We start from the raw sequence: 13,703 nt of genomic DNA, 5'->3' as shown, positions 1-13,703 counted from the left end.
GTCATCCTGCAATCCTCCAGCCGCGTTGCGACAGTTCATCGGTGAGGCGCTGCACCACTTCGGGCAGCACCGAGATCTCGGCGAGGCCGATCTGCGCTCCGGGCGAATGCTCGAGCCGTAGGTCTTCGAGGTTGACGTTCGCCTCGCCGATCTCCAGGAACAGCCTCGCCAGCTCGCCCGGCTTGTCGTCGACCATGACCACGAGTGACGAGTACCGACGGTCGAGACCATGTTTGCCGGGAATCCGAGCGACTCCCACATTGCCGCCGGCCAGTTCCTCGTTGATCCGTCGCCGCGACGAGCCCTGCGAGGGGTGCTCGAGTGCCTCGATGAAGCGGTCGAGGTCGGCACGGAACTCGCGCAGCACGTCGACGACCGGCCCTGCGTTGGCGCCAAGGATCTGCACCCAGAGCTCCGGGTCGCTCGCCGCGATCCGCGTCACGTCACGCAGGCCTTGGCCCGCGAGATTGACGGCCGCGTCGGGCGCATCGGAGAGCCTGCGCGCCATCACGCTCGAGATCACCTGCGGAACGTGTGACACCAGAGCAACCGATGAGTCGTGCTGCTCGGGACTCATCTCGACGAGCGTCGCGCCCAGATCGAGGATCAGGTCGTCGAGCAGAGCGGCACGCTGGTACGACACTCCCCCGTGATCGGCGACCACCCAGGGCCGCCCCAGAAACAGGTCGGCCCGACCAGAGAGCGGACCGCCGCGCTCGCGCCCGGCGAGAGGGTGCGAGCCGATGTAGCGCGAGACGTCGGCCCCGGATGCGCGCAGCTCCTCGAGCGGCGCGAGCTTGACGCTGGCGACGTCGGTCACGAGGGCGTCGGGGTAAGCGAGGAGTTCTGCCGCAATGATCTGCGCCGTCACATCGGGCGGAACGCAGACGACGATGATCTGGGGGGCGTCATCCACCAGAGCGCCACGACCGGCTCCATAGTCGATGGCGATGCTGAGGTTGGTCGGAGATGCGTCGGCGAGGATCACGTCGACGCCCCGAGCTCGCAGCCCGAGGCCGATACTGGTGCCGAGCAGTCCGACGCCGACGACGCGAACCTGGCCGGTGAGGCGCGATTCGACCATGCGCTACTCCCCCGAATCCGAGGTCGGGGCGGGCGCGATCGAGTCGTTGGAGCGCGACAGAGTGAGGATCTGGCCGAGTTCTGCGCCGCTCAGCTCTCTCATCGCTCCCGCACGCAGGTTGCCGAGGTGCAAAGGGCCGAACGAGCGGCGAACGAGGTCGACGACGGGGTGCCCGACCTCCTTGAGCATGCGCCGCACGATGCGGTTGCGACCGGAGTGCAGTGTGATCTCGATCAGGCTGAAGCCGTTCGAGGTCTCGAGCAGGCGCGCCTTGTCGGCCGCGATCGGGCCGTCCTCCAGCTCGAGGCCGGTCGTCAGACGCTGCACCGTCTGCGGAGTCATAGCACCGCGCACCTTGGCGATATAGGTCTTCATCACTCCGAACGAGGGATGCGCGAGAACGTGCGCCAGGTCGCCGTCGTTGGTGAGGATCAGCAGGCCCGACGTCTCGGCATCGAGGCGGCCCACGTTGAACAACCGTTCCTCGTACTGCTCGGTGAACTCGCGCAGATCAGGCCGGCCGTTCTCATCGGCGAGGCTCGACACGATTCCCACGGGCTTGTTGAGCATGACGTAGCGCTTCGACTGGTCCAGCTGGATGGCGACGTTGTCGACGGCCAGCTTGTCGACGGCCGGATCGATCCGTCGCCCCGGCTCGCGCACGACCTGCCCGTTCACTCGCACGCGGCCGGCGGCGATCAGTTCCTCAGAGGCTCGACGCGAGGCCACTCCCGCGGCCGCCATCACTTTCTGCAGGCGAATACCGGTCTCGTCGGGAGAGGCGGGCGCCTGTGCGTCGTCAAAGTCGTTCATCAAAGCCTTCCGCGCCGTCTGCGAGCAGCGGCGAAATCGGTGGGAGTTCATCGAGGGAGTTGAGGCCCAACTGGGTGAGCACGAGGTCGGTGGTGCCGTAGAGGATCGCGTGCGTCTCGGCATCCGTCGACACCTCGGTGATGAGCCCGCGGCCGAGCAGTGTTCGCACGACCGAATCGACGTTGACGGCGCGGATCGACGCAATGGACCCACGAGAGATCGGCTGTTTGTAGGCGATCACCGCGAGCGTCTCGAGCGCGGCCTGGCTCAACCGCGAGGGGTTCTGGGTCGAGACGAAGTCCGTGACGACGTAGTCGTAGTCACCGCGAACGTAGAGCCGCCAGCCGCCGCCGACCTCGCGCAGCTCGAAGCCCCGTCTAATCGATCCGTGCACACCGTCGAAGTCGTCGACGAGTCGTTCGATCGCCTGTCGAACCACGGCGACGGGGCGCGACACCACCGTCGCGAGGGCCACCAGGCTCTGCGGTTCGTCGGCCACCATGAGAATCGCCTCGAGTGCGCGGTCGACATCGGCGACGACGACCGGTGCAGGCGCGACCGGGTCGTCGGCCGAGGGAACGTCTTCGATCGAGGTGTCAGTTGTCATAGTCCGCTCCCAGATTAGAGAGGTTCTCTTCGGTCCACGACTCGGCCGTCCAACTCAGGGTGAGCTCACCGAGCGGCTCGATCTGCTCGAACGAGATCGACGCGTGCCGGTAGAGCTCGAGCACGGCCAGGAATCGCGCGATCACGACGCCCTTTTCGGCGATGCCGGCGATGAGCTGACGGAACGAGACGGGACCGGCACTCGAACGAAGCAGCGTCACGACGTGGGCCGCCTGTTCCCGGATGCTCACCAGAGGCGCGTGCAGATGTTCAAGACCCACGGTCGGTATCTCACGGGGGGCCAGAGCCAGAGCCGCAAGCGCTGCGAAGTCGTCCGGCGTCAGCGTCCAGACGAGTTCGGGTGTCTGCTGGCGGTACTTCTCCTCGAGTCGCACCTGCCTCACGTGACGGGTCGATTCGGTGTCGAAGCTGTCGGCGAACCACTGCGCGACCTGCTTGAAAGCCCTGTACTGCAGCAGACGGGCGAACAAGAGATCGCGTGCCTCCAGAAGCGCCACGTCTTCGGCGTCGACCAATTCGCCCTGCGGCAGCAGACCCACGATCTTCAGGTCGAGCAGAGTCGCGGCCACGACGAGGAACTCCGACGCACGATCGAGCTCCTCGGCGGAGTCGAGGCCCCGAAGAAATCCGATGAACTCGTCGGTGACCTTGCTCAGCGCGATGTCCGTGATGTCGAGCTCGTGCTTGGAGATGAGCGACAGCAGCAGATCGAACGGACCCTCGAAGTTGTCGAGGCGAAGTTCGAACGCGGGCGCGTTCTCGCCCGCGTAGAGGTCTGGGCTAGGCGACCGCGCCACGCGCGACCAGTTCTCGGGCGAGCTGCTTGTATGCCTTCGCCGCCGAGTGCTCGGGTGCGAACTGGGTGATGGGGCGACCGGCGACGGACGCGTCGGGGAACTTGACCGTGCGCCCGATCACGGTTTCGAGAACGGCGTCACCGAACGCATCCACGACCCGCTCGAGCACCTCACGCGAGTGCAGCGTGCGCGGGTCGTACATCGTGGCGAGGATGCCGTCGAGTTCGATGGCGGGGTTGAGCCTGTCGCGCACCTTGTCGATCGTCTCGACGAGCAGCGCAACACCTCTGAGCGCGAAGAACTCGCACTCGAGGGGAATGAACACCCCGTGGCTCGCCGTCAGAGCGTTGATCGTCAGGAGTCCCAGCGAGGGCTGGCAGTCGATGAGGATCACGTCGTAATCGGCGCTGACCTTGCGCAGGACCCGGGCCAGAATCGTCTCTCGTGCGACCTCGTTCACGAGGTGCACCTCGGCGGCCGACAGATCGATGTTCGCGGGGATCACGTCGAGTCCCTCGACCGACGTGTGCTGGATCGCGGCAGACGGATCTTTGGCGCTTCCGAGCAGAAGATCGTAAATGGTCAGCGCATCGTGCGTGTTCACGTTGAGGCCGGCAGAGAGGGCGCCCTGTGGATCGAAGTCGATCGCGAGAACCTTGCGTCCGTAACCGGCGAGCGTCGCACCGAGATTGATGGTCGTCGTCGTCTTGCCGACTCCACCCTTCTGGTTGCAGAGGGAGATGATTCGAGCGGGGCCATGCGACTTGAGCGGTGCCGGATCGGCGAACTCTCGCAGGGGTCGCCCCGTGGGGCCGAACTTCGGTGTCTCGAGTCCCGGAAGCTCGGACCGACCGGTGTTCTTAGTGCCCGCCACGAACGCTGCTCCCATTCCTTCCGGCAACTGTCACCGGAACGAACTCAACTGTACCGGCCCTGTAGCTCTCGGCCGTGTAGGCGGCTCAGCGCGCCCGCGGGTGGGCCGTCACATACATATCCCGCAGAGTGTCGGCAGTGACCAGCGTGTAGAGCTGTGTCGTTGCCACGGACGAGTGGCCGAGCAGGTCTTGCACGACGCGGACATCGGCGCCGCCCTGCAATAAGTGGGTTGCAAATGAGTGACGAAAAGTGTGTGGAGAGACGTGCGCCTCCAGCCCGGCGCGGCGGGCGACCGACTGGATCACGAGCCACGCACCCTGTCGCGACAGCCGCTGCCCACGTTGGCCGAGAAAAAGTCCCGGAGTCGCCCGGCCACGCGCCGACAGCACCGGCCTCGCCCGGACGAGGTAGGCATCCACCGCCTCGCGAGCGAAGCTGCCGACCGGAACCACCCTCTGCTTGCTGCCCTTGCCGACCAGCCGCACGATCTCTGCGTCGTCCATCACGTCGTCGACGTTGAGTCCCACGGCCTCTGACACGCGAGCCCCGGTCGCGTAGAGCATTTCGAGCAGCGCTCTGTCGCGGAGCGCCAGCACGTCGTCTCCGGTGACGGCACCAAGAAGAGTGCTCATCTGATCGATCGTGATGGCCTTCGGAAGTCTGCTGGCGAGCTTCGGAGGTTTGATCTCACGCGCGGGATCGGTCTCGAGAGTGCCCTCGTCGGCGAGATGGCGATGGAACCCGCGCACAGACGACAGCACGCGCGCGACGCTGGAAGCGGCAAGCGGAGCTGACGGAGTCTCGTCTGCCTTCTCGACCGTGCGCAGCGACCCCGCGAAGAGACCGATCTGCGCCGGAGTGATGAGCCGCGCGTCGGAGACGCCCTGCGTGTCGAGCCAGTCGGTGTAGCGCGTGAGGTCACGCCTGTACGCCGCCAGCGTGTTGATCGACAGACCGCGTTCGATGGTGAGGTGACGCAGGTATTCGTTCACCTGCGGCTCGAGAGCCATGCGCTACGACGACTGCCGAGAACTGCGCAGGAGCTCGCACTGAGGCCACGGCGCGTCTCCAGGCCCGAGGGTGGACCATCCGCGAGACCGGGCGACAGACGCCGCGTAGACGGCCACGACCAGAGAGGGGTTCTGGATGCGCCGGGCCACAACCGCGTCGAGCGCCTCGTCGAGCGGCACCCACCGCTTCTCGATGTCGGCCTCTTCGTCTTCGCGGGCGAAGGCGTCGGTGTCGCTGAGCTCGCGGGCGAGATACACCCGGATGGCCTCGTTGTTTCCACCGGGAGTCGTCACGTAATCACTGAGCACGTTCCACGAGGCCGCGGCGAGGTCGACCTCTTCGGCCAGTTCGCGCTTGGCCGCGTCGAGAGGATTCTCGTCGGCGACATCGAGGAGTCCGGCGGGAATCTCCCACTCCCGCGAACGGATGGGATGCCTGTACTGCTTGATCAGGAGTATCCGATCCTCGTCGTCGATGGCGAGAACGGCGACCGCTCCCGTGTGGTCGACGAACTCGCGAGTGATCTGGTCTCCGTTGTAGTCGAACGTCTCGCGGCGCACGTCCCAGATCGCACCCTCGAAGACGACATCGCTCGACACGATCGGAAGCGCGATGTGCTCATCGGCGAGAACGTCGACCGGCAAAGCATCAGACACTGGGAACGACCTCATCGATCTCGCCGATCGTCGCTGCTTCGTCTTGCGAGAACAGGCTCGATGCCTCGTGCCGCTCGAGAGCGGCCTCGACGAGACCACGGAAGAGCGGGTGCGGGTCGCTGGGCCGGCTACGCAGTTCGGGATGCGCCTGGGTAGCGACGTAGAACGGGTGCACGGTGCGGGGCAGCTCGACATATTCGACCAGCGAGTCGTCGGGCGATGTGCCGCTGAACCAGAGGCCGGCCTCGGCGATCTGCGAGCGGTAGTGGTTGTTGACCTCGTACCGGTGACGGTGACGCTCGCTGGCGACCGGAGCGCCGTAGAGCGCCTCGACGATCGATCCTTCGGCTAGCTTGGCCTCGTAGAGGCCCAGACGCATCGTTCCGCCCAGGTCTCCCCCGGCGATGATGTCGACCTGTTCGGCCATCGTGGCGATCACGGGGAACTCGGTGTCGGGATCGAACTCGCTCGACGACGCGCCCTCCAGACCCGCTTCGTGCCGGGCATACTCGATGACCATGCACTGCAGACCGAGGCACAGACCGAGAGTCGGGATGCCGTTCTCGCGGGCGAATCGGAGGGCGCCGAGTTTGCCCTCGATGCCTCGCACGCCGAATCCGCCGGGTACACAGATTCCGTCGACCTCCGAGAGTTCACGCGCGGCGCCCTCGGGAGTCTCGCAGTTGTCCGACGGGATCCACTTGATCGCGACTTTGGTCTTGTGCGCGAACCCGCCGGCCTTCAGCGCCTCGGTGACCGAGAGGTAGGCGTCGGGCAGGTCGATGTACTTGCCGACCAGGCCGATCGTCACGTCGTGCTTCGGCTCGTGCACGGCGGTGAGCAGTGGCGACCAACGAGACCAGTCGACGTCTCCGGCCCCCTGAGCGAGGTCGAGACTGTCGATGATGTAAGCGTCGAGACCCTGGTTGTGCAGCATGGTGGGAATGTCGTAGATGCTGGGAACGTCGACGGCATTCACGACAGCCGCCTCATCGACGTCGCACATCAGCGCGATCTTGCGCTTGTTCGACTCGGAGACGGGGCGGTCGCTGCGCAGAACGAGCGCATCGGGCTGGATGCCGATGGAGCGCAGGGCGGCGACGGAGTGCTGCGTCGGCTTCGTCTTCTGTTCGCCGGATGCGCCCATGTAGGGCACCAGCGAGACGTGCACGAAGAACACGTTCTTGCGACCGAGCTCGTGTCGCACCTGGCGGGCCGACTCGATGAACGGCTGGCTCTCGATGTCGCCGACCGTGCCCCCGATCTCGGTGATGATCACGTCAGGACGCGGCGAACCGTCGGCCGGCTGCTCGGCCTGCAGGCGCATCCGGCGCTTGATCTCGTCGGTGATGTGCGGGATGACCTGCACCGTGTCGCCGAGGTACTCGCCGCGGCGTTCCTTGGCGATGACCGTGGAGTAGATCTGACCGGTCGTCACATTGGCGGCCTGGTCGAGATTGATGTCGAGGAAGCGCTCGTAGTGCCCGATGTCGAGGTCGGTCTCAGCGCCGTCGTCGGTCACGAAGACCTCGCCGTGCTGGAACGGGTTCATGGTGCCCGGGTCGACGTTCAGATACGGGTCGAGCTTCTGCATCACGACGTGCAGCCCGCGCGCGGTGAGGAGGTTGCCGAGACTGGCGGCCGTGAGGCCTTTGCCGAGACTGGAAACCACACCGCCGGTGACGAAGATGTGCTTCGTCGGGGTGTTCGAGGTCGAGGGGAGGCCGGTCACCGGAGTGCCCGCCTGGGATGCCATCGACGAGCCGGAAAGGACCTGGGGATTTTGACCATCTGCCACGGAGTTTCATCCTAACAGTCGTGGTGGGCGGTGCGGCCCGCAAAGCTCGCTCGGCGGGTCCGTCGAGCGAGTAGTTCTATCCCGCTGAAGCGAGATCCAGCAGTTCACGGGCGTGTTCGAGCCCGCTCTTCGAATCGGGAAGACCAGACAAGAGACGCGCCATCTCGGCCGCCCGTGCATCGCCGTCGAGTTGGGTCACGCTCGACGCCGTGACGGCGCCCGACGAGTCTTTGACGACGGTCAGATGGTTGGTGGCGAACGCCGCGACCTGGGCCAGGTGCGTCACGACGATCACCTGCGAGGTCTTGGCGAGCAGGGCGAGTCGGCGCCCGATCTCGATGGCGGCAGCACCGCCGATGCCGGCATCCACCTCGTCGAAGACGAACGTGGGCACCGGATCGGTCGCCGCCAGCACCACCTCGATGGCGAGCATCACACGCGAGAGCTCGCCTCCCGAGGCACCCTTCGCCAGGGGCCGAGGAGCGCTGCCGCCATGCGGCTGCAGCAGGAAGGTGATGACGTCGGCTCCGGAGGCGCTCAGCTCGTCGCGAGCCGAGACCTCGATGACCAGTCGGGCCGTGGGCATGGCGAGCGCGGCGAGTTCGTCGGTCACCCGCGACGACAGGGCAGCGGCAGCCTCGGTGCGCGCGGCGGTGAGTTCGGCGGCGAGAGCGATCGACTGCGCGTCGAGGTCTTCGAGTTCTGCCCCGAGCTGCTCGATGCGATCGGAGTCGTTGTCGAGTTCGAGGAGCCGAGGACCAGCCGCCTCTCCGAAGCGGATCACGTCGGCGAGATCCGGGCCGTACTTTCGTGCAAGCACAGCGAGCGACGCTCGACGCTGTTGAATCGAGTCGAGTTCTGCCGCCGAATCGGAGTCGAGCGATGCGAGGTAGCTGGCGAGCTGAGTCGAGACCTCGGCGACGAGAAAGCCCGCGCTTGCCAGCGAATCGACGATGGGCGCGAGAGCCGCGTCGTGCGGTGCCACTCGCTCGAGCTGGCGACGCGCGGTGTCCAACAGCCCGATGATGTCGGGATGCGAGTCGATACCCTCGGACGACACGAGGTCGCGGGACTCTTCCGCAGCGAGCCGCAGGTCTTCGAGATTGGTGAGCTTCTCGGCGCGCTCGGCGAGGTCGACATCTTCTCCGTCGACCGGATCGACCTCGGCGATCTCGGCCAGAGCGATACGCAGTCCCTCAGCCTCTCGTGCGCGATCGTCGCGCTCGTCGATGAGCCGGGAGAGCTCTGCCCGCGCGGCGCGAGCCTGACCGAATGCCCCGGCGTATCGGGATGCGATGCCCGCTACCGCTTCTCCGGCGAACCGGTCTAGGGCCGCTCGCTGCTCGCTCGACGAGGTGAGTCGCATCTGATCGGACTGGCCGTGCACCACGATGAGATGCTCGCCGAGCTCGGCGAGCAGACTGGCCGGGGCGCCGCGTCCACCGACGACGGCCCTGCTGCGGCCTTCACTCGACACTGTGCGCAAGAGGATGAGCTCCGCCAGATCGTCGCCCTGGGGATCGAGGTCTCCCCCGGCATCCTGCACGCGTGTGGCGACATCCCCCGCTGCGGGGACCAGCCAGCGTCCTTCCACCGACGCCTGCCTGCTACCGCTCCGAACTGTGCCGGAGTCGGCGCGAGCACCGAGCACGAGGCCGAGCGCTTGGACGACCATCGTCTTGCCCGCACCTGTCTCACCGGTCACCGCGGTGAAGCCCGGGCCGAGCGGAAGGACGGCATCGTCGATCACACCGAGGTCGCGAATGGAGATTTCGTTAATCACGGGTCGCAGGGCCTCGCCATCCTGAGACGGGAAGATTGAATTTGCCCACGAGTCGGTCCGAGAACGGGCCGAGGTGCAGTCTCGCCAGCCGCACGGGGGTGGGCGACCGACGAACGACGACGCGGGCTCCGAGCGGTAGGTCGTGGGTGCGCCTGCCATCGCACCAGAGAACTCCTGTGCCCTGGGTGCGCGGAAGGACCTCGACGGCCAGAGCAGAGTCAGGGCCGACCACGAGAGGTCGCGCAAACAGTGCGTGGGGGCTGAGCGGCACCATCAGGAGCGCATCGAGGCTCGGCCAGACCACCGGTCCGCCGGCCGAGAAGGCATACGCCGTCGACCCTGTGGGGGTGGACATGACCACGCCGTCGCATCCGAAGCTCGACAGCGGCCTTCCGTCGACCTCCATCACGACCTCGAGCATGCGTTCCCTGCTCGCCTTCTCGACGGTCGCCTCGTTGAGCGCCCACGTCTCGTAGACCACCTCGGAGTCGACCTTGACGCGCACGGACAGCGTCATGCGCTCCTCGACGTGGTAGTCGAGAGCGAGCGCACGTCGCACGGTCTCGGTGAGGTCTTCCCGCTCGCTCTCCGCGAGAAACCCGACGTGACCTAGATTCACGCCGAGAAGTGGCACAGCCGAGCCGCGCACGAGTTCGGCGGCGCGCAGAATGGTTCCGTCTCCCCCGAGCACGATGACGAGTTCGAGATCGGCCATGTCGACATCGACGCCGAGCACGGGCATGCCCGCGAGTTGCTCGGGGTACGCCCCGACATCGTCGACTTCCTGCGGGGCGATGACGGCGTTGACGCCCGCCTCTCGCAGCTGCCCGCAGACCCGCACCGCGGCGTCGACGGAATCCTGGCGGCCGGTGTGCAGCACCACGAGGATGTTGCGCTCGTTCACCATTCTCAGACTCCCGTCATTCTGGTCACGCGATCCAACCATTCTGTCGGATTACGTCCGACAACCGCGCTCAACCAGATCAGGTACTCCTTGTTCCCGGCCGCCCCGACGATTGGGGAGGACGCGATTCCCGCCGTTCCGAGCCCTAGGTCGAAGGCGCTCCACAGCACGCGGGTCACGGCTTCGCCGCGGAGCCCGGAGTTCTTGACGATGCCCTCTCTGATGCCGGTGCGACCGACTTCGAACTGCGGTTTGACCAGCAGAACGAAGTCGGCGTCCGGAGTGGCCACTGCCTGCAGCGCCGGCAAAACGGTTGTGAGCGAGATGAACGAGAGGTCTCCGACGACAAGTGCCGGGCGCTCGTCGACACGAGCTGCCGCGCTGAGGGTCTCGGGTGTGGCGAAACGAACGTTGAAACCCTCGACGACTCGAACACGGTGGTCGTCGGCGACCACCGGGGCGAGTTGTCCATGACCGACGTCGAGAGCGATCACCTGACGGGCGCCGCGCTCCAGTAGAACCTGCGTGAAGCCGCCGGTCGAGGCACCCGCGTCGAGCGCGAGCCGGCCTTCAACGACCACATCGGCAAACGCATCCAGTGCGGACACGAGCTTGCCGGCCGCTCGACTCACATAGCCGTCGTCACCGTCGACAGAGAGCGCCTGCCCTTCGCGCACGCGGAACGACGCTTTGACCTGGGCGACGCCGTCGACCCGCACCAGGCCGGCCGTGATGAGTTGCGCCGCGTGGGTGCGACTTCGCGCGAGCCCGACAGCGGGTAGCGCGGCATCGAGTCGAGAGTCAGTCATCGAGACGGGCATCCCCGCCCTCGAGGCGCACGCGCAACGCATCGTGCAGCTGCACGTATGCGTCGGCTCGGGCGTCGAGCGGTTGCTGTTCGATGACGCGAATGCGCGAGAGGAGCGCGTTCGAGGTCTCGGGGTCGGCGTCAGTCACAGCTTCTAGAGTACCGTCGCGGCACGGCTCAACCGGCGTAGAGCTCCTCGGGTACCTGAAGACCGTAGATGGCGCGTCCCGACTTCCAGATGACCGCGCACGCAGCCCGAAGCAGGTCGGTCGGATTGTCTCCCGCTGCCGCCACAACCACGTCGTTGCCGCGAATGAGCACTTTAGCTTCGTTGACCGTCGCCGTCTGAGAGTCCTTGGAGAACGTCGTCTCGGGATAGGGCTCGAAGAGGCCACGCAGGTCGTCGAGGATGAACTGAGGCCTTTCATCGGGCTTGGCCGAGATAAGCTGCTTTGCCGTGTCGACCCCTGTCAGAACGTGCGCCACGGGCATCCCCGCCCGGTTCGCTCCGAGGATGTCGGTATCGAGCCTGTCTCCGACGAAGAGCGGAGATTTCGCGTCGAAGCGGCGCTGAGCCTCCTCGAAGATCGCCACCTCCGGCTTGCCCGCAACGACGGGAAGGCGACCGACCGCCGTGTGCACCGCAGAGACGAGTGTGCCGTTTCCCGGGGCGATTCCACCAGCGACAGGAATGGTCCAGTCCGTGTTCGTCGCCACCCAGGGGATCCCTCGGTGAAGCGCGAAGCTCGCCTCGGCCAGCTGCTTCCAGCCCACGTCTGGCGAAAAGCCCTGGATGACCGCAGCCGGCTGATCCGCCGCCTCGCGCGTCACACGGAACCCGGCTTTGCCGAGCTCGTCGATGAGACCGTCGCCGCCGACGACGAGAATCAGGGAACCGGGCTCGACCAGGTCGGCCAGCAGCCGCACGGCTGCCTGAGGACTGGTGACCACATCGCTGGCCGCGACAGCCAACCCGAAGCTCGACAGATGCTCCGCGACCTGCACATCGGTTCTCGATGCATTGTTGGTGATGTAGCCGATTCGAGCACCGGATGCCGAGACCCGAGAAAGCGATTCGACCGCAAACGGAATCGCGTTCGGCCCCTGGTACACGACACCGTCGAGATCCGCGAGAACCACATCGACGCCATCGAGGGGGGTCGCCACGCTACGCGTCCGACGGGCGAACAGGCTCATCGCCAGTCTCCTCGGTCGGTTCGTTCTGCGCCGCGTCGGCGATCACGTCGTCGACGGTGTCGAACACGACGTCCTCTTCGTAGACCTCCACGAGGTCTCCGTCGTCGCCCCCGAGAGCCGCGTCCGCCCGCGACGCGCGTTCACGCCACGACTCTGCCTCGTCCTCCCTGCCCAGGTCCTCGAGCACATCGGCATAGGCGGAGAACAGGTCGGCGCTATAGGAGTACGCGACGTCGGGGTTCAGCTGCGGAATATCGAGCTCGTCTAGTGCGGCTTCCGTCTGTCCGAGGTCGAGTCGCGCGCCGCTCATGGCGATCGCGACGGCCACCTGCGTGGCAGACGACAGTTCGGATCGCTGAACAGATCGACCCACCTCGAGAGCGCGGTCCGGGCGTCCGACACCACGCTCGCTGTCGACCATGAGGGCGAGCTGCTCGTTCGAGCCCGAAATACGACGGTAGGTCCTCAGCTCCCGGATGGCCAGGGCGTAGTCCCCTGTGGCGTAGGCCGTGATAGCGAGGGTCTCTCGAACGATGCCGATCCGGCCGGCCCGACGGGCAGCGGAGATGGCATGCCGGTGGGCGAGCTCGGGGTCGGATTCGATGAGCCTGGCCGCCATTGCGAGGTGCTGAGCCACACCCTCGGCGTTCTCCTTGCTCAGAGTCTTCAACTCGTTGCGGGCGCCCTTGTCGAGATCCCGCGCGGTGACACCCTCGGGGATCTCCGGGTCGTCGTGTCGGGGACGCACGGCGCGCAGAGCACGCGCCTGCTTCTCCTCTTCGCTGAGCTCGACCTCGCGCGAACGCGCGTCGCGATCGTTTCGAGCCGGCTTGCCCCCACTGGTCCAGAGCTTTCGATCCGAACCCCTGTCGGGACGGCCGCCGCGAACGGGTCGATCGCGCTGAGGGCGATCACCATCGCGTGCAGGGCGGTCGGTACCACCCTGTCTATCGGTGCGATTCGGACGCTCGGTGCGGTTCGGCCGATCGGGACGGTCTGAGCCCGACGGACGTCCGGACTGCGGACCCCGGTTCTGGCGGGGAGCGTCGTCTCGTCGGCCAGGTCGCTGCGGACCTCGATCAGGTGAATCGGTCATCGAAAATATCTCCCCACGCTGACGCGGACTCCGCGGCGTGCTCTGAATGCTGTGTAGTTGATTGGTTCATCCAATGCTTCACACACGGTACACGGTCACGCGTGTCGCAGCAGTGAATGGGTGGTTAAACAGCGAATGGCCACCCCGGTGTGGGGTGGCCATTCGTGTAATAGGAGTCCGGCGGTGTCCTACTCTCCCACAAGGTCCCCCTTGCAGTACCATCGGCGCAGAGAGTCTTAGCTTCCGGGTTCGG

Annotated in this window: 14 protein-coding genes and 1 rRNA gene; all 15 read right to left on the bottom strand. The window is 66.2% G+C overall.

Features of this window, described 5'->3' with window-relative positions; translation table 11 throughout:
• Nucleotide 1: 1 nt before the first annotated feature.
• Entirely contained in the window at nt 2-1,084 is a 1,083-nt protein-coding gene (locus CCK87_RS05055; protein WP_086460412.1) for a prephenate dehydrogenase, read from the bottom strand.
• Nucleotides 1,085-1,087: 3 nt separating this feature from the next.
• Entirely contained in the window at nt 1,088-1,897 is an 810-nt protein-coding gene (locus CCK87_RS05050) for a pseudouridine synthase (protein ID WP_086460411.1), read from the bottom strand.
• A complete protein-coding gene (gene scpB / locus CCK87_RS05045) occupies nt 1,884-2,504 on the bottom strand; it encodes an SMC-Scp complex subunit ScpB (RefSeq protein WP_086460410.1) in 621 nt (206 codons plus the stop codon). The genes CCK87_RS05050 and scpB overlap by 14 nt, the downstream gene beginning before the upstream one ends.
• Nucleotides 2,494-3,321, bottom strand: a complete 828-nt coding sequence (locus CCK87_RS05040) for a ScpA family protein (protein WP_086460409.1) — start codon at nt 3,319-3,321, stop codon at nt 2,494-2,496. Before CCK87_RS05040 ends, scpB begins: the two co-directional genes overlap by 11 nt.
• The gene (locus tag CCK87_RS05035) at nt 3,305-4,210 is read right to left on the bottom strand and encodes a ParA family protein (protein WP_086460408.1); all 906 of its coding nucleotides are present in this window, start codon (nt 4,208-4,210) and stop codon (nt 3,305-3,307) included. Before CCK87_RS05035 ends, CCK87_RS05040 begins: the two co-directional genes overlap by 17 nt.
• A 70-nt stretch (nt 4,211-4,280) precedes the next feature.
• On the bottom strand, nt 4,281-5,207 hold the full coding sequence (gene xerD / locus CCK87_RS05030; protein ID WP_086460407.1) for a site-specific tyrosine recombinase XerD: 927 nt from the start codon (nt 5,205-5,207) through the stop codon (nt 4,281-4,283).
• A 3-nt stretch (nt 5,208-5,210) separates the two neighbouring features.
• Nucleotides 5,211-5,864: an NUDIX hydrolase gene (locus CCK87_RS05025; protein WP_249273730.1), complete on the bottom strand. Its 654-nt coding sequence runs from the start codon at nt 5,862-5,864 to the stop codon at nt 5,211-5,213.
• Nucleotides 5,857-7,620: a CTP synthase gene (locus CCK87_RS05020; protein ID WP_086460405.1), complete on the bottom strand. Its 1,764-nt coding sequence runs from the start codon at nt 7,618-7,620 to the stop codon at nt 5,857-5,859. The genes CCK87_RS05025 and CCK87_RS05020 overlap by 8 nt, the downstream gene beginning before the upstream one ends.
• Nucleotides 7,621-7,738: 118 nt before the next feature.
• On the bottom strand, nt 7,739-9,445 hold the full coding sequence (gene recN, locus CCK87_RS05015) for a DNA repair protein RecN (protein ID WP_086460404.1): 1,707 nt from the start codon (nt 9,443-9,445) through the stop codon (nt 7,739-7,741).
• Nucleotides 9,438-10,352, bottom strand: a complete 915-nt coding sequence (locus CCK87_RS05010) for an NAD kinase (protein ID WP_086460403.1) — start codon at nt 10,350-10,352, stop codon at nt 9,438-9,440. The genes recN and CCK87_RS05010 overlap by 8 nt, the downstream gene beginning before the upstream one ends.
• 2 nt (nt 10,353-10,354) lie before the next feature.
• Nucleotides 10,355-11,158 (bottom strand): TlyA family RNA methyltransferase, encoded by an 804-nt coding sequence (locus CCK87_RS05005; protein ID WP_086461166.1) that lies wholly within the window; start codon nt 11,156-11,158, stop codon nt 10,355-10,357.
• Nucleotides 11,151-11,306 carry a hypothetical protein gene (locus CCK87_RS18215; protein ID WP_170927160.1) on the bottom strand — a complete coding sequence of 52 codons (156 nt, stop codon included), beginning with the start codon at nt 11,304-11,306 and terminating at the stop codon, nt 11,151-11,153. Before CCK87_RS18215 ends, CCK87_RS05005 begins: the two co-directional genes overlap by 8 nt.
• 28 nt (nt 11,307-11,334) lie before the next feature.
• Nucleotides 11,335-12,354 (bottom strand): HAD-IIA family hydrolase, encoded by a 1,020-nt coding sequence (locus CCK87_RS05000; protein WP_086460402.1) that lies wholly within the window; start codon nt 12,352-12,354, stop codon nt 11,335-11,337.
• Nucleotides 12,326-13,450, bottom strand: a complete 1,125-nt coding sequence (locus tag CCK87_RS04995) for a hypothetical protein (protein ID WP_249273729.1) — start codon at nt 13,448-13,450, stop codon at nt 12,326-12,328. The genes CCK87_RS05000 and CCK87_RS04995 overlap by 29 nt, the downstream gene beginning before the upstream one ends.
• A 175-nt stretch (nt 13,451-13,625) precedes the next feature.
• A 5S ribosomal RNA gene (rrf, locus tag CCK87_RS04990) occupies nt 13,626-13,703 on the bottom strand; the annotation flags it as partial.

This window comes from Agreia sp. VKM Ac-1783, assembly GCF_900177765.1.
Taxonomy (GTDB): domain Bacteria; phylum Actinomycetota; class Actinomycetes; order Actinomycetales; family Microbacteriaceae; genus Agreia.
The sequence above is the reverse complement of the archived record's forward strand: the minus strand, read 5'-3'. Positions and strand labels throughout refer to the sequence as shown.

Excerpts from the sequence above, each read along its gene's own strand:
- xerD (WP_086460407.1), bottom strand. The coding sequence starts at position 5,207 with ATGGCTCTCGAGCCGCAGGTGAACGAATACCTGCGTCACCTCACCATC.
- CCK87_RS05000 (WP_086460402.1), bottom strand. The coding sequence starts at position 12,354 with ATGAGCCTGTTCGCCCGTCGGACGCGTAGCGTGGCGACCCCCCTCGAT.
- CCK87_RS05050 (WP_086460411.1), bottom strand. The coding sequence starts at position 1,897 with ATGAACGACTTTGACGACGCACAGGCGCCCGCCTCTCCCGACGAGACC.
- CCK87_RS05055 (WP_086460412.1), bottom strand. The coding sequence starts at position 1,084 with ATGGTCGAATCGCGCCTCACCGGCCAGGTTCGCGTCGTCGGCGTCGGA.
- CCK87_RS04995 (WP_249273729.1), bottom strand. The coding sequence starts at position 13,450 with ATGACCGATTCACCTGATCGAGGTCCGCAGCGACCTGGCCGACGAGAC.
- CCK87_RS05020 (WP_086460405.1), bottom strand. The coding sequence starts at position 7,620 with ATGGCATCCCAGGCGGGCACTCCGGTGACCGGCCTCCCCTCGACCTCG.
- scpB (WP_086460410.1), bottom strand. The coding sequence starts at position 2,504 with ATGACAACTGACACCTCGATCGAAGACGTTCCCTCGGCCGACGACCCG.
- CCK87_RS05005 (WP_086461166.1), bottom strand. The coding sequence starts at position 11,158 with ATGACTGACTCTCGACTCGATGCCGCGCTACCCGCTGTCGGGCTCGCG.
- CCK87_RS05010 (WP_086460403.1), bottom strand. The coding sequence starts at position 10,352 with ATGGTGAACGAGCGCAACATCCTCGTGGTGCTGCACACCGGCCGCCAG.
- CCK87_RS05035 (WP_086460408.1), bottom strand. The coding sequence starts at position 4,210 with ATGGGAGCAGCGTTCGTGGCGGGCACTAAGAACACCGGTCGGTCCGAG.